Raw genomic sequence first — 21565 nt, forward strand, 5'->3', positions numbered from 1 at the left:
CTACCATAGAATCTGCACTGTTAAACATACTGATGTGATATGCAATTGTTGCGATTAGTGGTTGATGCCTTGCAACCATTCAGCATATTTGTCAAACTGTCTTTGAGTGTCACTATTATGGAAGATGACCCTTATTGCCTGTGCCAATCCTCGCTATCAGCGATGTTTGCTACAGGTCATAATAATTAAAAAAGGATGAAGCTCATGACTCAAAAATCATTTCCCATTGCGCCTGAATTCCTCGCCGCAGCCAATATCACCGCCGAGCAGTATGCTGAACAATATAAGCAATCGATTGCATCAGCTGAGGCGACAGATGCCTTTTGGGCGGAGCGTGCTGAGCTGATTGATTGGATAAAAAAGCCCACCAAAATCAGCGACGTCAGCTACGACTTAGAAGACTTTCGCATTAAATGGTTTGAGGATGGCGAGCTGAATATTTCAGTCAACTGTCTTGATCGCCACGTCAAAAACAACCCTTACAAGCCTGCCATCATTTGGGAAGGCGATCATCCTTCCTTGCATAAAATAATCTCATTTAAAGAACTGCATGAATCCGTTTGCCGCTTAGGTAATGCCATGCGCAAGCTTGGGGTCAAAAAGGGCGACCGCGTTACCTTATATATGCCGATGATACCAGAAGCGGTGGTTGCCATGCTGGCGTGTACGCGTATTGGCGCCGTGCATTCGGTGGTCTTTGGCGGCTTTTCTGCTGAGAGCTTGGGTAATCGTATCATTGATAGTCAGTCCAAACTTGTCATTACCGCTGATGAAGGTATCCGTGGTAACAAGCGTACGCCGCTCAAAGCCAATGTCGATCGTGCTCTAGATATGGATGGCACAGACAGCGTCAGCAATGTCATCGTCGTCCATCGTACAGGAAATTCTGTGCCGATGAGTGGTCGCCGTGATATCTGGTACCACAGCTTGGTCGATGGTGAGTCGCAGCACTGCGAACCTGAAGTTATGAATGCAGAAGACCCGCTATTCTTATTATATACCTCTGGTTCAACAGGCAAGCCAAAAGGCGTGTTGCATACCACAGGTGGATATATTACTTATGCGCTGTCCACGTTTCGTGATGTTTTTGATATCAAAGATGATGACGTATACTGGTGTACCGCAGATGTCGGTTGGGTGACGGGTCATACTTATGCTACTTATGCACCGCTTGCCAATGGCACCACGACAGTGATGTTTGAGGGCGTGCCAGAGTATCCGACATGGGCACGCATTGGGCATATTATCGATAAGCACCAAATTACTGTCTTGTATACTGCACCGACCGCTATCAGAGCCATGATGAAAGAGGGCGATACCTTTGTACGTGAGTCGGATCGCTCAAGTCTGCGCTTACTTGGGACAGTTGGGGAACCCATCAATCCTGAAGCGTGGGACTGGTACTATCATGTTGTCGGCGGCAGCAAGTGTCCGGTCGTCGATACTTGGTGGCAGACAGAAACTGGCGGTATTATGCTCGCGCCAATACCGGGGACGGTCGCAATGAAGCCGGGCGCGGCTATGAATCCTGTATATGGTATCGTCCCTGAAGTCATTGATACTGATGGTGTTGCGCTTGAAGGTGCTGCTGAGGGTAATTTGGTGATTAATAGTAGTTGGCCCGGTCAGATGCGTACCATTTATCAAGACCACGCGCGCTTTTTAGCAACGTATTTTACCGAGTATCCCGGCTATTATTTTACCGGTGATGGGGTACAGCGTGATGAAGATGGTCACTACTGGATTACTGGTCGTGTCGACGATGTGCTCAATGTGTCAGGACACAGACTGGGCACAGCAGAGATTGAAAGCTCGATAGTCGCACACCCAGCGACGGCAGAGGCAGCTGTTGTAGGAATGCCGCACGACATACGTGGCATGGGAATTTGCGCTTTTGTTATATTAAAGTCGAGTGAAACGGCAACTGAATCACTAAAATCGGAGTTAAACCGTCACGTACGCTCTGAGATTGGTCCGATTGCCAATCTAGATGCCATCTATATGGTCAATGTACTACCCAAAACCCGCTCCGGTAAAATCATGCGCCGTATTTTGCGTAGTCTAGCGGCAGGACAGTATGTTGGACTGGGTGATTTATCTACCCTTGCTGATAGCTCTGTCATCAATGAGTTGGTCGAAGTGGTTAAAACCGAACGGGCAAAATCACATTGATTGTTCAATATCAATAAAATTTGAATAGGGTCAATGCTTAAAAATGATTGGAAGCTGAGGTAAAAAGCCATGCTATAAAAGTAGCATGGCTTTTTACCGAAATATCATGGATATAGTCGGTCCTAAATAGAAGAAATACAAACATTATAAAGTACTACTGGGGTTAATTTTTCTTGCTTGCTGTGCCTGCGCAGACAGAGGCTGCAAATAATTAACCCTAGTAGTTCTGTACCCTTTTTTAAAATGGATTTACTATATTAGCAGGCTTTAGAGGTTCAATATTTTTTAGAATAACCCCCTTACTTTCACCTGACTACTTACTATTTTGCTAAATATTTTATAAGGTTTATTGTCATTATGACTGACTCTACTTTGCATACGACTGAACAATCCATACCAAAAATTGCGATTATTGGCGGGGGTTTGACTGGCTTATTTACGGCTACGTTATTGGAGCGCATTTTTATTGAAGCAAACGGTAAATCAGTATCACCTAAAATTACTATTTTTGAGAAATCCCGTAGCGTTGGTCGTTTAGCGACACGCTATCGCATGGACAGCGCAACGCATAAAAACTGGCAATGGGCATTTGGCGCGCAGTTTTTTACTGCCAAAAGTGCTGACTTTCAGCAGTTTATCAAGCCTTGGATACAGAGCAAATTATTACAGCCGTGGTGTGCCAATGTGGTGGATTTAATACCTTCTGACGATGCCGCTCAGAATGCTGACATACAAGCCAAGGAGCAATGGAGCAGTACCCAAGCGCGTTATATCAGCACGCCCAAAATGACCAGTTGGGGTCGTGCCTTGGCTGATGAACTAAAGCATACAACTATAAACTTTAAAACTCGTGTGGCGCCATTACGCAAAGAAGATTTTGTAGAACAAAATGAGGCTAATAACAAAACTGAGCTGTTTGATGAGAATGGCAACAGCCTTGGCAGCTATGATTGGGTAATTTGTACAGCCCCCAATGGTCAAGCTGTAGAGCTGATGGCGGATAGCAATTTTAAAGAGCTTGCAAAAATTAGCGAAGCACAGATGCAGGCCTGTTATACCTTGATGCTTGGGTGGGATAAAGAGCAGCCTTTACCTGAATCATTAAAGCATCAGGAAATGGTATGGGATGTGGCGTATGTGCAGGATTCTATACTCGATAGAATCTTTATCGAGCAGCAAAAGCCTGCCCATGATGAGCTATTACCCAGTATTACTATTCATGCGCGCAATGATTGGTCAGAGCAGCACGTCGATGCCGATATAGATACGATAAAAGTGCAGTTATTAGCAGCCGCCAAGCAAGCATTAGGTTGGAAGGCGGACAGTATACCGAGCCAAATTGACTGTCATCGCTGGCGTTATGCTGCAACCCTTAAACCGCTTGATAATACAGATTTTGGTATTTTAGTTGATGAGCCGCGTCAATGGATTGTCAGTGGCGACTGGTGTGGACAAGGTAACATCGAAAGCTGCTATCAGATGGCAAAACAAACCGTAGCAAAAATCTGTGCTGACCAAATCAGTTAAAAACGATGACTGAAAGCGTATTTTTTAGAACGGTAAACAAGCTCATAACCAACACTAAAAATTAAAACGTTTATCGTTATAAGAGGAGGTAGAACGCTATGTCTGGATTTGATATCGATATGGAGCTGATGCAATTTCATTTCTTTCAATTAGGAATTGCCTTTATTCTTTCCTTACCGATTGCACTCAACCGCGAGATGAAAGACAACGGCGCAGGGCTTAGAACCTTTCCTTTAGTGACCATTGCTTCCTGTGCTTTCATGCTCGTTGGTATGGATATTTATGATGCGACTGGTGAGGCGAGAATCATGTATGCCATCATCACCGGTATGGGTTTTATCGGTGGCGGCGCGATATTTAAAAATGAACAAGGCTCAAAAGGCACAGCAACGGCAGCAAGCCTTTGGAATACCGGCGCTATTGGTATTTCAGTCGCTTATGGGCGTTATGAAATTGCGATTATCTTGTCTGTGGTTGGTTTTTTGATCTTGCAATTCTCTGAGCCGTTTAAGTCAAAAGAAAAGCTGTAGAAACCAATGAAAATACTGCGAGATGATGTATAAAGGAAAGGGCACCCAGCGAATAAAACGACTAAATAGCAGACAAAAAAAGAGCCCACGGAGGAGATACCGTGGACTGAGGAAAACTTATCATGCGATCAAATGAAAAATCATAAGCCACAAATAAATTGATACAAATTTGTTATTACTAGGGGTTATTCTTATTATTTATATTTGGTTGAAAAGAGAAAGTTCAAGAAACTCTTACATCTGCTTACAATTTTTAGTGTACAAGTGTATCGATATCATCGGCTCATAATAACCGACATTCAGTTATTTTCCTAAGCTTGCTTACATGTTATTACGTTTTAGACGGTGTATATATGAATGTATCTAGGCATTTAATAGAATAACGATATTTTTGCAAAAAAATAGCGTTAAGGATAAGTAATGAAAATCAGCTATCACTCATTAAAATGCCTAAATACGCCACATCTAGGATAAAAATTGCTCGATTAGAAAAATATACGCTTGGCATCAACGATACCTACATAGAGGGCATGACGACTTGGCTGAAAAATGCTAAGCTATCCGTCATTATTAGGTCAATATTAAACTGGGTTTGCCATGACTGAGAGCACGCATTTGCATCCGCAGGAGCCGTCAAGTACGCAGAATAACAAAAGTATTTTTAATTTGCCCAATAACCTGACGATTGCGCGTATCTTGATGATTCCGCTATTTGTTGCGATTGCCTATTGGCCACCTGCTATGGGGATCGGCATGCCAGCAATCTCTGACAATGTGATTGCAAAGGTTGGTATGAGTGACTTTAGCGACAGTCTATTGCGTCACTTGTTATTAACAGGCGTTTTTATACTAGCAGCCATTACCGATTGGCTCGATGGCTATTTTGCCCGTAAGCTCAATGTGGTATCAGCCTTTGGTCGATTTTTAGACCCAGTCGCTGATAAGCTGATGGTAGCAGCCGCGCTGATTATCTTAGTGCAATGGCATCCCAATATCATCATGGCGATAGCAGCAATTGTGATTATCTCGCGTGAAATCGCCGTATCGGCACTGCGTGAATGGATGGCAGAACTGGGTAAAAGTACCAGTGTAGCGGTGTCTTATGTAGGTAAGCTCAAAACCACCTTTCAGATGATAGCGATTACGGTGCTTTTGTTAAATTGGGAATCGCTTGAAACCATCGGCTATGTCTTGATGGTAGCGGCAGTGATTCTAACGTTATGGTCGATGATGATTTATCTTAAAGCTGCGTGGCCGTATTTAAAGCAAAGTGGGTAAAAGGTAGTTAAATGGATAGCGGTTAAATCTTATACTTTATTCTAAAACTATAAAGCCCAGTCAATAAAAAACGCCAGTCGCATCAGCCACTGGCGTTTTTTATTGATAAAAATTTTGTTTTTATCTACTTGATAGTTTAATGATAAATTATAAAGAAACGGAAAAGGTCTCGCCCATATCTTCAGCAGTTTTGCCGTCTTGTACGGCTGCCGCTGCCATCTTAAATATATTCACCACTGTACTACCGCTAAGCCAGCATTCGGCACCATGAGGAACTACTTTAATCAATTGTACGTTTTCATCTTCTTTACCATGCTCAAAAAAGGCATTGTAAACTGGCGACCAAAGCTCATCCAATTTAGCTTTGTCTGTCGGTAATTCAGCGTTAGCACTGATAGAAACAAAGTTCTTTTCATCTTGAGTGGCATAAGTCAGCCCGATTCTTGCATCATCCTGAATATCTTTGACGACATCTGATTTTTTATCGCCGATAAACCAGATCTCTTTATTATCAAGGTTAACCTCACTTGTGGTCATTGGCCACGCATGAATATCGCCTTTTTTGTTGCTGGTACTCATCATGGCAAATTTCACGTCTTTGATGACGGCTTGGATTTTATCGAGATGCTCTTGGTTACTCATGGTGGATATCCTTTTTCATTATTGTAAATAAATTTTGAATTTATAGTTGTTAGGGAAATAATCATTAACAGGTTAATGTATAAAAACCGTTTATTTCATAAAAACTGGCTTTATAAAAACTAGCTGGTCAAGAACTGCTATCTAGAATAGCGATTTCTGCTGGGCTATTTATATAGGTTGCCCGTAAGGCGATGTGAGGGTTTGTAAGGATTATAAGCTTTAGGTAAAAATTGTGACGCTGTGCCGTCAGCCTTGCTGTTTTGATAGCAAATCGTCAGTATTTGCTCAATGCTTTAGCATAATATTACCGAATCAATTGGCAATTTATCTTGGTTTTGTCCTGCTTATTACAGGGCTTCTTGTTATAATACGCGAACCATTTACTTAGCATGGCAGAGATGCCTGTTATTGCCTATATCCTATGGAATATGCCTTTATGATGACCATCGCCGGACAACCGTTTCTTACCGATTTTCAGACGCAGCAACTCATCAGTCAGTTTCAGCAAAAAACCGAGCTAAATGTCAGCCAAATTCATACCCAGCAAGTGTATGTGTTATCACGAGAACTCGAAGGTGATGAGCATAAAAAAGCGCTAGACTTACTTGCTGTCGATAGTAGCACTGTCCTTACAGCCCCGAAAAACAATCAACTACAAGTTATCGTTGGTCCACGTTTTGGTACGATATCGCCATGGGCAAGTAAAGCGACCGATATCTTTAATAACTGTGAAATTGCCATCAATTGTGTTGAGCGTGTCATTGTCTATACGCTAACCGTCGATGGAAAAGCAGAAGGCGAAGTGAATGCAACGCTACCTAAAGCCGCTGAGCAACTATTATTTGACCGCATGACGCAAAGCTTGGTTTATGATTTAAATGACGTAAATAAACTGTTTGACGATGAAAAGCCAGCATCACTGAATCACATCGACGTGATTGGACAAGGTCAGTCGGCACTAGAATCAGCTAATAAAGAATTTGGCTTTGCGTTATCGAGTGAAGATATTGACTATCTGATGAATGCTTATGTCAATGAGCTAAAGCGTAATCCGACTGACGTTGAGCTGATGATGTTTGCACAGGCAAACTCAGAGCATTGCCGTCATAAAATATTTAACGCTGAATGGACGGTAGATGGTACAGTTCAGCCAAAGTCACTGTTCCAAATGATTAAGAATACTTATAAAGCCAATCCGCAAGGCATCTTGTCTGCTTATAAAGACAACGCTGCTGTAATGGCAGGGTCTGATGGTATGCGTTTTTACCCAATTCCTACTGATGCGATGGACGTAAACTCTGCCCATCCTTATGATTTCCATCAAGAAGAAATCGATATCTTAATGAAGGTCGAAACTCATAACCATCCAACTGCTATCGCGCCGTATGCAGGTGCAGCAACAGGTGCGGGCGGTGAGATTCGTGACGAAGGCGCAACCGGTCGTGGCGGTAAGCCAAAAGCCGGTCTCACAGGTTTCCATGTGTCACATCTTCACATTCCAGAGCTTGCGGAAAAATGGGAGCAGTCAGGTCAATTAAGTACGCAGGATTATGGTACGCCGGATCGTATGGCAACCAGTCTTGAAATTATGACTGAAGCACCATTGGGCTCAGCCAATTTCTCAAACGAGTTTGGTCGCCCGAACCTTTGCGGTTATTTCCGTAGTTTTCAGCTTGATACGTCAGCGGCAAAAGATGGCAGCGAGATGCGCGGCTATCATAAGCCAATCATGCTTGCAGGTGGTTACGGCAATATCAAACGCAACCTCATTGAAAAAAACGCCATTCAACAAGGTGACCTGCTTATCGTCCTTGGTGGTCCTGCGATGCAGATTGGTCTTGGTGGCGGTGCAGCATCTTCGGTCGATAGTGGCTCACTTGATGAAGGCTTGGACTTTGCTTCAGTTCAGCGTGATAACGCTGAGATGGAACGTCGCTGTCAAGAAGTGATGGATCGCTGCTGGGCGCTAGCTGGTAATGACGTTGATGCAAGCAATAATGGTAAAGATGGCAACCCAATCGTCTCATTGCATGATGTTGGCGCAGGCGGTCTATCAAATGCGATGCCAGAATTGGTCAATGACCATGAGATGGGCGCGGTATTAAATCTACGTAAAATTCCGTCGCTAGAAGCTGGCATGTCGCCAATGGCAATCTGGTCAAACGAAGCACAAGAGCGTTATGTGCTAGCGATTCGCCCTGAGAGCAAGGATCAATTCGATGCCATCTGTGCTCGTGAGCGCTGCCCGTATGCCATCTTGGGTGAAGCTACGGAAGTACGTCAACTGGTCGTTAATGACGAATTACTGCCTGAGCAACCAGTCGATATGCCGATGCAAGTATTGCTTGGCGGTACACCACAGATGAAGCGTAGTTTTGAGCGTCAAGAAATTACCTTACCAGCTTTAGAGTTAGACGAAGTCAATCTGGCCGAATCAATCAAAGACGTGCTACGTCATCCAACTGTCGCTAGCAAATCATTCTTGATTAGCATTGGTGACCGTTCTATCACTGGTATGGTAGTCCGTGATCAGTATGTTGGTCGCTATCAAGTTCCGGTTGCCGATTGTGCCGTTACAGCTTCAGGCTTGGTTGCTTTAGATGGTCAGCCAATGAGCGGTGAAGCGATGAGTGTTGGTGAACGTACGCCAGTTGCCCTAATCAGCCCTCAAGCCTCAGCACGCCTTGCAATTGGCGAAGCGATTACCAACATCGCTGGTGCGCGTATTGCTCAGTTGTCTGATATTACGATGTCAGCGAACTGGATGGCCGCCTGTGGTGGTGATGCAGAAGATGCAGCCTTATTTGACGCGGTCTATACAGTCGGTGAAGAGCTGTGCCCAGCATTGGGTATCGCTATCCCAGTTGGTAAAGACTCGCTATCGATGCGTGCCAATTGGACTGACAACGACAATGGCGACAGCAAAGAGAAATCAGTTGTATCTCCAATGAGCTTGGTGATTACGGCATTTGCTCCTGTGGTTGACGTGGCAAAAACGCTAACCCCTGAGCTAATCAATGGCGACAGCGCGTTCTACCGTATCGATTTGTCTAAAGGTAAGCTGCGTCTAGGCGGCTCAATCCTTGCGCAAACGCTGAGCCAATTGGGTAACGATTGCCCAGATTTAGCACAGCCAAGCGACTTGGTCGACTTCTTTAACTTTGTCCAAGCGGGCAACGCGCAAGGCGTCATCAGCTCCTATCACGATATCGGTGATGGTGGTCTACTAGCGACCATCGCTGAGATGCAGTTCACTAGCCGTCAAGGTATCAAACTGTCATTGACGGATGATAACTTACTCGGTCAACTGTTCAGTGAAGAGCTGGGTGCAGTCATCCAAGTATTACCAGAAAACGTCGCTGCTCTCATGCAATTGGCAGAAGAGTTTAACGTTGCTGATATGCTCAGCCTCGTGGGTCAAAGCTCGGAAGAAGACAGCTTACTTATCCAAACGCCAACGCTCATGGGTAATGACACTCTCAGCTTTAGCCGTACTGAATTGCAGCAAGCGTGGACTCAGGTCAGCTATCAAATCGCGCGCCGCCGTGATAACCCAGCGTGTGTACAGCAAGAGTATGACTTGATTGCTGATGCGAGCCATCAAGGTCTCATCGCTGCGCCAAACTTTGATCTCAATCAAAAAGTTGAAGAGCCGTACTTAAACAGCCGCGAAACTAAGCCAAGAGTTGCAATCCTGCGCGAGCAAGGCGTCAATGGTCAGACCGAAATGGCGGCAGGCTTTACCCAAGCTGGTTTTGAAGCGGTCGACGTCCACATGAGCGATTTACTTGAAGGTCGCATCAATCTACGTGACTTCGATGGTCTGGTCGCTTGTGGTGGCTTTAGTTACGGTGACGTACTCGGCGCAGGCTCTGGCTGGGCAAACTCTATCTTGTTCCATGATGAGTTGCGCATGCAGTTCGTGCGCTTCTTTGCCCGTCCTGATACCTTCTCACTCGGTGTCTGTAATGGTTGTCAGATGATGGCGCAGTTAAAAGATCTTATCCCAGGCGCGGAGAATTTCCCACGCTTCATCGCCAACCAGTCAGCTCGCTTTGAAGCGCGTACGGTCAACGTAAAAGTCGAGCGTACCAAGTCTATCTTGTTCAAAGGTATGCAAGACAGTATCTTGCCAATCGCTATCGCGCACGGTGAAGGCTATGCCACGCTGGACAATACCGAGATCGACGGTATGGCAAAACACGGTCAGCTCGCCATGCGCTTTGTCGATAGCCAAGGTCATCCAACTGAGACGTATCCGCTCAATCCAAACGGTTCGGTCGGCGGTGTCACAGGTCTGTGTAGCACTGATGGTCGCGTCACTATCATGATGCCACATCCTGAGCGTAATCTAAAAGCCTATAACCATAGCTGGAAACCAGAAGAGTGGGATGAGGACGGCGCGTGGATGCGTATGTTCCGTAACGCTCGCGCTTGGTTTAGATAGGCTGAGTTGGTTTAGAGTATTGTTGTAAGCATAAAAAAAGGTGGGCGTAATGCTCACCTTTTTTTGTTCGAATACTTACGTTGTGGGTTTATATAATACTTCTAAAGGTGTGAGATCTAACGGTTTGAATTCTTTTCCTTTTTCATAGTACTCATACCATTTCGGGCTTGTATTCTTAGAGTTTTCAATAATATACTCTTTTATTCTTAGATATAGCTTATCAAAGTCATTAAAATTATATATCTTATAGATATCCGTTAAGCTATATATGTATTTATTATCTATCTCAATTATTTTGTTTTTATGAACTATGAAAGGAAATATTATGTCTTTTATTTCGTTAAAAACCTCTATTACTTCTTCTTTTTCTGAAATTACTAATTTCTGGTAGATTTCTTTTGTTATATATCTCTCAATTGTATAATCGATTCCTTTTTCTAATTCATATAAATTGAAATTATATAGGTATTCTAAAGATAACTCTTCGGAGTAACTATCCTCATAAAAATTAAAGACGTTCCAGTTTTCTAGTTTTATTTCTGATCTAGAGAATAATATGTTTTCTAGATTGTGTTTTTCGTGCTTTTCGAATAAAATTTCATTACAGTAGGTTTTAAAATTATTTATCTCTAAGATGCCTTTCATAAATCTTGTGTGAATTATCTCTTCAATTATGTTACTACTTATACATATAGTATTCTCTGGTATATCCGTAACTCTTGTATTTTTGTTAAAAATAAAACATTCAGATTCATCTAGCTTGTATAAACTAAAATCCTTTCCTATTTCAAAACTCTTCCATTCATTATCATTATTATTTAGATTAGTTTTTAATCCGATATCTAATATTTTAGTGAAAAATGACTGTGCATACGTAGATTCAAATAAACTATATAGTAATTTCTTGTCTTTCTGAGATTCATCTATTAAGTTTAAAAAAGTTTTCTCAAATATTTCAAAGGCAATTTTTGACTTGGTAAAGCTATTTCGGCTTATATTTAGTAATTCTTTTGCTTTACCTTGATATATATCTATCTTGAAATTCATAAAAATAGTATCTAACTTACCTTTTTTAAATTCTTTTAATCTTCTTATAGGTAGTCTACACACGTACTGGCCTCTATAGTAGAAATCTATAAGGTCGTTGTCTAAATCGTAGATTTGGCTATCAATTTCTGAATAACTACTTTCTATCATAGAAATATTAATACTAGATTTCGAATTTTCATCCCAATAATATTTTTTAACTGATTTTTTATTTATAATTGATGTTTCTATTATATCTTTTATTTCATTTTTAAATCTTATATTGAATAAAGGGTGTGATATTTTATTATATATATCTAGTAGTGTGTTTATAATATAAAAACCACCATCATTGTACTTATACATAGATTCCTGTTTTATTTTGAAGAAAATCTCCATATTATTAAGTGGAGTATTATCTTCATATTTCATAATTTTTATATTTAATACTAATTTTGTTCCATAACCTTCTCTGTTTTGTAGTTTTTCAATAAAGCAGTATCCAGACTTACCGGATAAGGGAGAGTTTAACTCGATTTTTAAACTTTCGTGAGTAAGACGACTCTTTGTGAAAATAGTGATTTTTTGTTGCTCTACTGGTAAGTCTTTCACTAATAGAAATGCACTATGAAGCCCAATACCAAATTCACCAGAGGGTTGCATCCATTCTGGCATCTGACGAATTATTTTTTGCTTTTCTTTATTGTTTTTAGATCCTGCAATTTTTTGCATATATTCGAGATCTTTACGAGAAATACCAATACCATTATCTTCAATACTAAACTCCCAGAGGGTTGAGTCTTCGAAATCGGCTACTTTTCTACAGTCTAGCTCAATAGGGTATTTTTCAAACATTTTGCGAGTGCTTTCATCATATGGATTAGCCTTAGGCGGTAAAGGTTCTTGAGACTTTTCTATTCCATGTTCTAACCAAACACGAATCATCGTGGCATCAATGGCATTTTGAATCAGCTCTCGATAGATACTCATATCATCTTTATATAGGTTATTACCTTGCAATAACTCAATAGCACTGCGCTCGTCAAGTGAGAATTTCATCGGCTTATCATTCAACAAAATCTTTTTGTCGGTCATCTCAACATCAAGCTTATTAATCGTTGGAAGTAGACCAAAATCACGACTAGGCACGATGTTTTTCCACTGTGACATTTGATTTTGAATCTCTTCACGAATCCAATTAAACCAGTTACGACATTCAATGTATGCCATTTCGGTACTACAAACAGCCGTTATGCTAACCGTTTCATTATCTAGCTGAAACTCACGAATCGCTTGATGCTTATGTTTATGCGTTTCACTGAACGATGGCATATTGCCAACCTGCCTTGCCATAACAGGGCAGAAGCGGTTGTCATCAATATCGAATAAATCACCTAAACGTAGTAAGCAGGCGACAAAACGAGGGTGACAGTTTTCTGTACCCATACCTGTTTGACGGAAAGGTAGTGTTTTCATCACATAATCATCAAAACCAAGCCCATGCGCCCAGCATATTTGACCAAGATAACGATAAATGCGCTTGGGAAGTAGCTCAGTACGAGGGGAGCTAATATTAAGTTTTTCAAACGGTTTCATAACTATATCGTTTGAATTTTTGGCATGACCACGACGATACCATTCAGCTATCATTTGGCGATATTTTTCAACGCCTGTATGTGGGTCTGAATGATTAACAAGTGCTTTATTCCAACCATCTTCATGCCACACTTTGGCAAACTCATGTAAATCTTGCGTATTATCATTAGCTAGGCTTTCGACATATTCTTTAAAGTCATCGTCCTCAAAGACCTTTTGAACTTCATCAGCATTGAATAGCATACCGATATCATGCCAGTAAGCCGCTTCTAAGATTAGCCATGTGTCTGTCGCTGTCAGCTTTTCAATGTTGCTACCTAACAGGCGCTCGATATTGACAAGGATTTGCTGTGAGTGCGATTCATTGTGGCTACTGAAATGTGGGTAATAACTACCCACATTTTCAAGCGACTTACCGACGAGCTTTTCATCAAATTCCCATTGCGACATCAATATTTTAGTATTGCTGTCTTCATCAGTCTTCTTTCTTAGATGTTTGATTAAGCCTGCGCTCATGGTAAGTCCTTTTTATTATTTCATCTTTGGGATTTTTTATTGTACAGACTTACTTTTTACCTTCTTTCTGAGCCTCAGCAATCAACTCATGAATCTTAGCGCTTTCTTTTAACACACAAGCCTCATAAGCAGAAAGCGGCTCGGATTCTTGATCTTTTGCTTGCTCTTGCTTAGCTTTTTCTTCTAGATATTTCTGAAGCTCGTCTTGTTCATTTTGCTCGTTGTATTGAGAGTTACTCATATTGATATTTCCTAATGTTTTTATCGATTAATAAAAGTCATCACGACCAGCATACTTCTTATTGAGTGCCTTTAAAATAGCATAAGTTTCTAAATCCAGCTCACCCGTTGGCTGCTGCGGTCTGAAATGCAGTTGAAACGCATAGACGACATTGCGACTGGCTTTATCCCACTCAGCGCTGTCATTGATTTGATAACCGTAATCGCGAAACGCTTGCTTGATCTCGGGTATCGTTGCTGCTGCAAATGCGTCTTGATTCATAAAGAATTGCTTATCAAACTCATCATACCAAGCGCCAATGCCGTAATCGAAATACAGTCGCTGCCAAGGGAACTTCGCACCGGGATCGATTTTACGCGAGGGTGCCATATCCGCATGACCGATGATATTCTTTGCAGAAATATTATATCTTTTTGCCAAGTCTTGCACCAGCTGAGCCACTTTCTTAATCTGTAATTCATTAAATTCTACATAGTGCTCATAAGGATGATAGTCGAGCGCGCTGTTTTTTAAGGCATCTCGATATTCAGGCTTAATCCCTGCATTTACAATCTCGATGCCGATAGAGGTATCGTTAAGTATCGTTCTACCTGCAAAGCCGCCGTTACCAGCATGCCAAGCACGTTCGCTTTCAGGCACTAAGTTATAAATTTTATTATCGTTATTATCCAAGATCAGATAGTGGGCGCTCACATTTCCAGTGGTCAATGTTTTTATAGATCTGGCATTATCTGAAACGGTATAGTGCAGGACGATGGATTTAATCCGCTCGCTTTTACCAGTGGCTTGATAGGTTTCGCTATCAATAACGAAGGGTTCAGTATTCGCTATTTGAATGTTATTAGTGGTCATGCAGCCAATTAAAGGCAGCGTTAAGGCACATACTAATGCTAAAAAGATATTTTTTGCCATGAAATGCTAACCCTTTTTAATCTTCTTAGCCAAAACCTTCTTCCAGCTCTCTTCCAAACACTCAATCGCAAGCCAAGGTTCAATAACTTCTGCTGCAAATGTCTCTTTTGAGTTTGATAACTGCCACAGTTTCTCAAGTGTCGCAAAAGAATAGGGGCGTTCGATAAGATAAACCGGTAAATCAGCACTGATCGTGCCATCACGAACGACTTGAAAATACCAACCAGCGATGCCTTGTTTGCTGACCCAAGACGCAATATTTGGCACTTTAGTAAATTGTCCGATTTGGTCATTGATTTTGTAGCATGGTCGTCGCGGTTGAACGATACGTACTTGCACGCTGTCGCCCCCATTCCCATCAATGATTTCATCTTGACCATACTGAAAAACGTCACCAATACAAACTGTCGCTTCCGTCATTTCTAGCAAACCATTTACTGCTTCTGTAGTGAGGTTTTCACCCAATGTGCCAACACGCACTTTCAAGCTAAACTCTGCATTAATCTTGTCATAAGTCGCCGTCGCTAGTTGATGTACCGCTTTTAGTGGGCCGCCATGATGACGTCTATCGGCTTGCTCATCAGTTGTGAGACCCATAAAGTCGACAGCGACGGGCGCGTTAATTGGTGCTTTATCAATGGCGCTCATTTCTTCACGGGTAAATGGCATGGCTTTGCCAGCGCGAACGCAGGTGAGGGTAGCGATATGTAGCGGCAAGGTTTGGTTAAAGTCAGCAGTATTTTTTTGGCTAGAAGATGCTATTGTTTTTGAGTTTATAGGTTGTACGTTCATAGGTTGTACGTTCATAGGTTGTACGTTCATAGGTTCTAAGTTCATAGGTTCTAAGTTCATAGGTTCTAAGTTCATAGGTTCTAAGTTCATAGGTTTTCCTAATCTATAGGGATTCATTAGGGGAGAGGTTATATCGATATTGGCATTAATAATGCGTATTATCTTAGCTTAATCATTCCTCTAATGGTAAGAATTCAGCCGTTTAAAATTTAACCGTATTTTGAATTTTATTAGCACAGTAAATTTTAGACAAAAAAAGACCAGAATAGATATCTGGTCTTTTTCTTAAGCAGCTTTGGCAATAAATAAGATTATTTATTTTTATTGCGACGACCGGCTGTTTTCTTCTCACGCGGTACAGCAACCAGCTCAGCCAATTGTTCAGGCGATGACCATAGACCTTCTAGGTCATAGAACTCGCGGGCTTGTGGCGTCATCATATGCACGACAACAGCGCCCAAATCAATCAATGTCCAGTCAGAATCGATACCGCCTTCACGACCCAGTGGCATAAAGCCACCCAGTTTGGCTTCAGCGCCGACACTGTCAGCCATTGCACGTACATGGCGCTTTGAGGTACCGTCAGCGATGATGATACGCTCCATTACGTCTGTCAATGCTGCTACATCCATTACGGTGATGTTCTTAGCTTTCATATCGTCTAGCGCGGTTTGAACAAGGGTCAAACATTCTTGTAAACGTTCGTCAGTCATGGTGTTGGTCATAAATTTTAATCTCTTAAATCGTAAATATTAAAAATAAAATGGTAAATCGTCACAATGCATTCTCTAACGAGCCAGATAGGGGCAGACGTTTTTTGAGAAAAAATGATCAAAGTGGGCAAAATTCAAAGTATAAGGCGATTTTAACGGAATTGAGCAGCAGAATATAGCTGATGGGCGATAATATATTGATAAACAGCAGGATTTAGCCATTTAGCTAATGAATTGGGTGCAGTATTGCCTATGATATCATTTATTGGTTGTAAAGATGCAATTTGCATGTCAGTGCTGTGCGTTATATTTAATGATTTAGGTGCTTGCGGCAGCTGCTGATTAAGTTGCTGACGTATGTGTGTGCTTGATATTGCTGTCACAGGGCGCGGGTCGATATAAATATGACCTTGATGGCTATTTTTTACACAAAAGCTGTTTGTTAAAGATTGAGGGTTAGCGGCTAATAATTCAGTTATAGAATCGATGGTTAAAGGTTGTAGCAGTTTTGGAAGTTGGGAGGTTAAAGAATGGTGCAACTCAGTCTTAGAGAAGTTTTTACCAATTTTGATATCAATATCTATATTGCTATCAAAGTTTTCTTCACGGTCAAACACCCATAAACTGACATAATCAGTCAGTTGCAGCCCATTTTTCCAGTGTTCCAAACTACGCGCGCTGTCCATCCCCATGACAAATATCAGACTGTCATGCGGGTAGCGTGCGCGCAGCGTTTGCACACTATCGATAGTATAGACGGGTGGCGCCTGCCACAGCTCAAGCTCGTTAATGTATAAGGGCGACTGTTGTGTTGCCAGCTTTAGCATCGCCAGACGATGCTTAGGATCGGTGCTATCTTCTTTAAAGGGCGAGCGCGCATTGGGCAGCAACGATACATACAGTTCGCGCTGTTGCTGCTCAGCTATTGGTAATAAACACTGATAAACGGTCATCGCCATTTGCAAATGACCATTATGCACAGGATCAAATGAGCCGCCCAAATAAGCACGGATGGCAGACTTAGTATTTTGGCTTTGATAACTGTTAGAAGTATTTGACATAAATGAGTGAGTAAAAACTAATGCAGATGAGCGTTGTAGTTGATTTATTTTAAATCGACTATAGCATGTGATTATTTACTTATCCCGATTATCGATTTTATTATGCTTAATTATAGCGTTTAACAGCCATAAAAAAGCCGACCATCATTATGATAATCGGCTCAATAATACGTGTTTTGAATGAAGCTTTAAATGCTTAAATAACGTCGCTATGTGCTTGAATGGCAGTGAGGGCGATGGTATAAATAATATCATCGACCAAGGCACCACGTGACAAGTCATTGACCGGTTTGTTTAAGCCTTGCAGCATCGGTCCGACACTGACCACATTGGCGCTACGTTGTACCGCTTTATAAGTCGTGTTACCGGTGTTTAGGTCAGGGAAGATAAAGACGTTTGCTTGTCCAGCAACAGGCGAATCCGGCGCTTTTTGCTTGCCGACGCTCATGACAGAAGCCGCGTCATACTGTAGCGGTCCGTCGACTTTTAGATTCGGCGCACGTTCACGGACGATTTGGGTCGCACGGGCGACTTTTTCGACATCAGCGCCAGTGCCTGACGAGCCCGTAGAGTAGCTAATCATTGCCACTTTTGGATCGATGCCAAAGGCAGCAGCAGACTGTGCTGATTGAATGGCAATCTCAGCCAATTCTTCTGCATTTGGATCAGGATTAATGGCGCAGTCACCGTAGACAACCACTTGCTCAGGCAACAGCATAAAGAAGACTGACGATACAAGTGAATACTCAGGAGCCGTTTTAATCAACTGAAACGCTGGGCGGACAGTATTCGCCGTGGTATGAATCGCACCAGAAACCAAGCCATCGACTTCGTCCATCTGTAGCATGGTCGTACCTAAATAAACGGTATCTTGCAGATATTCAGCAGCCACTTCTGCGCTGGTTTTACCTTTGCGACGCTCGACTACAGCGGCGATATATTTGCTCATATCTAAGCTGTCAGGGTCGATGATTTCAAGCCCTTCAGGTAATACCAAGTCGCGGTTTTTGGCGACTTGTTCAACATCAGCCCGCTTAGCGAGTAACACACAGTCGGCAATACCGCGGCTTTGACAAATACAGGCGGCTTCGACCGTACGCGGTTCAGAGCCTTCTGGCAGCACGATGCGTTTTTTGGCGATTTGCGCTTTTTTGACCACTTGATGACGAAAAGCAGAAGGTGACAAGCGTGGCTCATGATTTTGGCTAAAATATGCTTTAATCCAGCTAAGATCTAGATGCGCCGCGACATAGCGCGCCACTTCTTCAGCGCGTTCAGTATCATCACTTGGAATCTCAGCACTCATGTGTAATAGACTCTGTACCGTCTCAAAGCTGTCATCTTCGACACTCATCACAGGAATACCAGTTTTGAGTGCAGATTGCCAAAGCTCAGCGACGGTTGGACTAGGGACAACGCCGCCAGTCAATACCAATCCTGCTAGCGGAATACCATTGATACAGGCAAGACCCGCTGCCAAGAGTAAATCGTCACGGTCGCCCGGCACCACGATAAGCGTACCACGTTTGAACACTTCATCGACACGTGCAATTGAGCGTGCGGTCAAGCTGATGCGATTGATACGGCGCGATTTTGCCTCACCAACGTTGAGCCAAGTGCCATCAAGTTCAGCAGCGATATCCCACGTACGCGGCACGGATAATGAGTCACTGAATGGTACGACACCAATTAAGCGGAATTGTTCGGTATTAAAGTGCGGCGATAAGCGTTGTACTTCTTGTATAAAGCCGCTATCCAAGCTCACAATCGCTTCACCTGGGGCAACGATTTGATTTTCTAAGGTGCTTTGCGTATTCGGCAAGTCATGCATACGCATCAAGATACAGCCAAGCGTACGATCACTTGCCATACCACCAAATTCACGCGCATGGACATCAAGCTTATCGGCTAAATAGGCAGGTTTACTGGTATCGGCGGTGCTAACAAAGATGATTCGGGCATCGAGTGCATGAGCAATCGCACGGTTGATCTGTGAGGCATAAGAAGTTTCAGTCGTCGGTACTAAGCCTTCGCAAATCACCACATCGTAATCATCACCAAGAGTATGGTAGTTAACAACCACTTCTTCCATCAAGTCATCAAGATTGTCATCACCAATCATACGCTCAACATGTTGACGGCTGATCGATTTAGGTGGCTTTAGGCCAAAGGCATGCATGGCTAATGCGCTTGAGCTGTCTAGACTGTTTTGCTTATCCAGCGTATCGTCTTGTAAAAACGGCTTCATAAAACCCGCTTTGATACCGTTATAATCGAAAGCACGAATCAAGCCTAACGCCGCTGACGTCACACCGATACCGCGGCTAATGGGTACAAGTAAAATAGTTTGCATAATATATCCTACTGTTTATTATATTTTTAGAGAGATTGTCATCCTTGAGCGTATAAGAATCAACTTGTGATTCTTATCGCAGGCATATGAGTCTTATTTTAGACCTAGTTTTATTTTAGACCCAAGGCTGCACGAGTTTCTTGTGCGATACGGCATTCTTCATCAGTTGGGACAACCCACAGCTCAATACTGCTATCGTCAGCATGGAAACTGCCTTCATTGCCACCGACCAAGCCAGCGTTCTTATCGGCATCTACTTTGATGCCAAAATGACGCATGACTTCTAAAATACGCGTCCGCGTGGTCACAGAGTTTTCGCCGATACCACCAGTAAAGACAATACCGGTAAAGTTAGGGAGCGCGCAGCTTAAGCTGGCAAGGTATTTACCAACACGATAGCAGAACATCTCGATAGCCAGCTTCGCGTCTTCATGACCTTCATTAGCCGCTTGCTCAATGGTACGCAAGTCATTCGATAAGCCTGAAATACCAAGTAAACCACTTTCGCTATTGAGCATCTTGTCGATTTCTTCTAAGCTCATACCAAGTTGGCGCTTGAGATGAATATGTAAGCTTGGGTCAACATCACCGCTGCGCGTACCCATCATAAGACCTTCAAGCGGGGTCAGACCCATACTGGTATCAAGGCTTTTGCCGTCGTAGACAGCCGTTGCTGAACAGCCGTTGCCCAAATGCGCAGTTAACCAACCATGTGGTCCTGTTGCGCTGGTAATGTGGCTGGCGCGTTCTGATACATAAGCATGAGAGGTACCATGGAAGCCATAACGACGGATTTTGTGTTCTGAATAGAGTGCCTTTGGTAGCGGATAGCGGAAAGCAACGGGTGGCATGGTCTGGTGGAAGGCAGTATCAAAGACCACCACTTGCGGAATATCAGGATAGATTGCTTGTACAGCTTCGATACCTAGTGCGTTTGCCGGATTGTGTAATGGGGCGAGGACTTTTAGACGTTTGACTTCTGCTAACACATGCGCATCGACACGCACCGCTTCTGAGTACTCACGACCGCCATGTACCACTCGATGCCCAACAGCAATAAAGTGATACTGCTCAAGTAGATCAAGGATTTTCTGTAAGGCAAGTTCATGACGACCACCAGCGATTGCAATTTCTAACTTTTCACCATTTAATGTGGTGTGTTTAATACGGGCAGTATCGAGACCTAAGTTTTCGGCAAGACCTGTGATACGAGTGCCTTCATCCTCACTAATTAAGGCGTATTTGATTGAAGAGGAGCCGCAGTTTAATACTAAAGTAGGATTGGTCAGGGTCGATGCTTCAGAATGTTTGTCATCAAAAGTGGTGCTTACGCCAGCGCTCATACTCTATCCTTAGATTGTCTTTTATAAAAGGTGCCGCATCTTGACGATCACCTGTTGAATAAACGAAAACCAGCGATATCGGTGCTGGTATAGGTTGCACGGTTTGGAAACATAAACCATAGCCGCGCTGATTTTCGTTATGCTTGAGCCATCCCTATGTCTAACAGAGGTTCAATGTAAAGCAAACGCCTGCTAGCGTTGCCTTATAGCTACAAGGGTTGACTATAATGTATCATATTTTGGCAGTGACACCACGATAACTCTAAGGCTTTGATCAGCCAGTTCTCGATTGATGGTTACAGGTGTGCACCGAAGACAGTGAGGGCTTATTAGATAAAATAAGTAAAAATTTACCTTTATAAAAATTGTAAGTAAGTTTGTCTAGCTTTAGATCAATAACATTGTTTTATATTTAT

The 21565-nt window shown here is 42.7% G+C and carries 16 protein-coding genes; 7 read left to right on the forward strand and 9 right to left on the reverse strand.

What is annotated here, in order from left to right; all coding sequences use genetic code 11:
- Nucleotides 1-39 precede the first annotated feature (39 nt).
- From PSYCG_RS13390 to pgsA, 5 genes are all read left to right on the forward strand, one after another.
- Nucleotides 40-189 carry a hypothetical protein gene (locus PSYCG_RS13390; protein WP_181209436.1) on the forward strand — a complete coding sequence of 50 codons (150 nt, stop codon included), beginning with the start codon at nt 40-42 and terminating at the stop codon, nt 187-189.
- Nucleotides 190-204: 15 nt separating this feature from the next.
- Nucleotides 205-2172 (forward strand): acetate--CoA ligase, encoded by a 1968-nt coding sequence (acs, locus tag PSYCG_RS01040; RefSeq protein ID WP_020442569.1) that lies wholly within the window; start codon nt 205-207, stop codon nt 2170-2172.
- Nucleotides 2173-2529: 357 nt separating this feature from the next.
- A complete protein-coding gene (locus PSYCG_RS01045; protein ID WP_020442570.1) occupies nt 2530-3699 on the forward strand; it encodes an NAD(P)/FAD-dependent oxidoreductase in 1170 nt (389 codons plus the stop codon).
- Nucleotides 3700-3797: 98 nt separating this feature from the next.
- The gene (locus PSYCG_RS01050; protein ID WP_011512578.1) at nt 3798-4229 is read left to right on the forward strand and encodes an MgtC/SapB family protein; all 432 of its coding nucleotides are present in this window, start codon (nt 3798-3800) and stop codon (nt 4227-4229) included.
- Between the two features lie 597 nt (nt 4230-4826).
- The gene (pgsA, locus tag PSYCG_RS01055) at nt 4827-5507 is read left to right on the forward strand and encodes a CDP-diacylglycerol--glycerol-3-phosphate 3-phosphatidyltransferase (protein WP_011512579.1); all 681 of its coding nucleotides are present in this window, start codon (nt 4827-4829) and stop codon (nt 5505-5507) included.
- 147 nt (nt 5508-5654) lie between these two features.
- Here the strand turns inward: pgsA and PSYCG_RS01060 are convergent, their stop codons facing one another.
- Nucleotides 5655-6149 (reverse strand): pyridoxamine 5'-phosphate oxidase family protein, encoded by a 495-nt coding sequence (locus PSYCG_RS01060; protein ID WP_020442572.1) that lies wholly within the window; start codon nt 6147-6149, stop codon nt 5655-5657.
- A 436-nt stretch (nt 6150-6585) separates the two neighbouring features.
- Between PSYCG_RS01060 and purL the strand changes: the two genes are divergently transcribed.
- A complete protein-coding gene (purL, locus tag PSYCG_RS01065; RefSeq protein WP_020442573.1) occupies nt 6586-10596 on the forward strand; it encodes a phosphoribosylformylglycinamidine synthase in 4011 nt (1336 codons plus the stop codon).
- Nucleotides 10597-10671: 75 nt separating this feature from the next.
- Here purL and PSYCG_RS01070 read toward each other — a convergent pair whose 3' ends face one another.
- From PSYCG_RS01070 to PSYCG_RS01085, 4 genes are read right to left on the reverse strand one after another with little or no spacing between them, the layout of a single operon-like run.
- On the reverse strand, nt 10672-13734 hold the full coding sequence (locus PSYCG_RS01070; protein WP_020442574.1) for an ATP-binding protein: 3063 nt from the start codon (nt 13732-13734) through the stop codon (nt 10672-10674).
- A gap of 49 nt (nt 13735-13783) precedes the next feature.
- Nucleotides 13784-13975, reverse strand: coding sequence for a hypothetical protein (locus PSYCG_RS01075; RefSeq protein WP_020442575.1), 192 nt, complete (start codon nt 13973-13975; stop codon nt 13784-13786).
- 27 nt (nt 13976-14002) lie between these two features.
- Complete coding sequence (locus PSYCG_RS01080) at nt 14003-14887, reverse strand: N-acetylmuramoyl-L-alanine amidase (RefSeq protein ID WP_020442576.1); 885 nt, start codon at nt 14885-14887, stop codon at nt 14003-14005.
- A 6-nt stretch (nt 14888-14893) separates the two neighbouring features.
- Nucleotides 14894-15556 carry an MOSC domain-containing protein gene (locus PSYCG_RS01085; protein ID WP_051130952.1) on the reverse strand — a complete coding sequence of 221 codons (663 nt, stop codon included), beginning with the start codon at nt 15554-15556 and terminating at the stop codon, nt 14894-14896.
- Between PSYCG_RS01085 and PSYCG_RS13730 the strand changes: the two genes are divergently transcribed.
- Nucleotides 15555-15788: a pentapeptide repeat-containing protein gene (locus PSYCG_RS13730; RefSeq protein ID WP_227500750.1), complete on the forward strand. Its 234-nt coding sequence runs from the start codon at nt 15555-15557 to the stop codon at nt 15786-15788. The genes PSYCG_RS01085 and PSYCG_RS13730 overlap by 2 nt on opposite strands.
- A gap of 202 nt (nt 15789-15990) precedes the next feature.
- On the opposite strand, the gene rsfS is transcribed toward PSYCG_RS13730, so the two are convergent.
- The 4 genes from rsfS to PSYCG_RS01105 form a co-directional block, all read right to left on the reverse strand.
- Nucleotides 15991-16404, reverse strand: a complete 414-nt coding sequence (gene rsfS / locus PSYCG_RS01090; protein ID WP_011512587.1) for a ribosome silencing factor — start codon at nt 16402-16404, stop codon at nt 15991-15993.
- A gap of 140 nt (nt 16405-16544) precedes the next feature.
- A complete protein-coding gene (locus PSYCG_RS01095) occupies nt 16545-17453 on the reverse strand; it encodes a nicotinate-nicotinamide nucleotide adenylyltransferase (RefSeq protein WP_020442578.1) in 909 nt (302 codons plus the stop codon).
- 196 nt (nt 17454-17649) lie between these two features.
- The gene (gene pta, locus PSYCG_RS01100; RefSeq protein WP_020442579.1) at nt 17650-19806 is read right to left on the reverse strand and encodes a phosphate acetyltransferase; all 2157 of its coding nucleotides are present in this window, start codon (nt 19804-19806) and stop codon (nt 17650-17652) included.
- A gap of 110 nt (nt 19807-19916) precedes the next feature.
- A complete protein-coding gene (locus PSYCG_RS01105; RefSeq protein WP_020442580.1) occupies nt 19917-21149 on the reverse strand; it encodes an acetate/propionate family kinase in 1233 nt (410 codons plus the stop codon).
- Nucleotides 21150-21565 lie beyond the last annotated feature (416 nt).

Origin of the sequence: Psychrobacter sp. G (assembly GCF_000418305.1) — a bacterium.
Lineage (GTDB): Bacteria > Pseudomonadota > Gammaproteobacteria > Pseudomonadales > Moraxellaceae > Psychrobacter > Psychrobacter cryohalolentis.

Excerpts from the sequence above, each read along its gene's own strand:
- purL (WP_020442573.1), top strand. The coding sequence starts at position 6,586 with ATGATGACCATCGCCGGACAACCGTTTCTTACCGATTTTCAGACGCAG.
- PSYCG_RS01075 (WP_020442575.1), bottom strand. The coding sequence starts at position 13,975 with ATGAGTAACTCTCAATACAACGAGCAAAATGAACAAGACGAGCTTCAG.
- pta (WP_020442579.1), bottom strand. The coding sequence starts at position 19,806 with ATGCAAACTATTTTACTTGTACCCATTAGCCGCGGTATCGGTGTGACG.
- pgsA (WP_011512579.1), top strand. The coding sequence starts at position 4,827 with ATGACTGAGAGCACGCATTTGCATCCGCAGGAGCCGTCAAGTACGCAG.
- acs (WP_020442569.1), top strand. The coding sequence starts at position 205 with ATGACTCAAAAATCATTTCCCATTGCGCCTGAATTCCTCGCCGCAGCC.
- PSYCG_RS01070 (WP_020442574.1), bottom strand. The coding sequence starts at position 13,734 with ATGAGCGCAGGCTTAATCAAACATCTAAGAAAGAAGACTGATGAAGAC.
- rsfS (WP_011512587.1), bottom strand. The coding sequence starts at position 16,404 with ATGACCAACACCATGACTGACGAACGTTTACAAGAATGTTTGACCCTT.
- PSYCG_RS13390 (WP_181209436.1), top strand. The coding sequence starts at position 40 with ATGCAATTGTTGCGATTAGTGGTTGATGCCTTGCAACCATTCAGCATA.
- PSYCG_RS13730 (WP_227500750.1), top strand. The coding sequence starts at position 15,555 with ATGGCTTTGCCAGCGCGAACGCAGGTGAGGGTAGCGATATGTAGCGGC.
- PSYCG_RS01080 (WP_020442576.1), bottom strand. The coding sequence starts at position 14,887 with ATGGCAAAAAATATCTTTTTAGCATTAGTATGTGCCTTAACGCTGCCT.
- PSYCG_RS01060 (WP_020442572.1), bottom strand. The coding sequence starts at position 6,149 with ATGAGTAACCAAGAGCATCTCGATAAAATCCAAGCCGTCATCAAAGAC.
- PSYCG_RS01085 (WP_051130952.1), bottom strand. The coding sequence starts at position 15,556 with ATGCCATTTACCCGTGAAGAAATGAGCGCCATTGATAAAGCACCAATT.
- PSYCG_RS01095 (WP_020442578.1), bottom strand. The coding sequence starts at position 17,453 with ATGTCAAATACTTCTAACAGTTATCAAAGCCAAAATACTAAGTCTGCC.
- PSYCG_RS01050 (WP_011512578.1), top strand. The coding sequence starts at position 3,798 with ATGTCTGGATTTGATATCGATATGGAGCTGATGCAATTTCATTTCTTT.
- PSYCG_RS01045 (WP_020442570.1), top strand. The coding sequence starts at position 2,530 with ATGACTGACTCTACTTTGCATACGACTGAACAATCCATACCAAAAATT.
- PSYCG_RS01105 (WP_020442580.1), bottom strand. The coding sequence starts at position 21,149 with ATGAGCGCTGGCGTAAGCACCACTTTTGATGACAAACATTCTGAAGCA.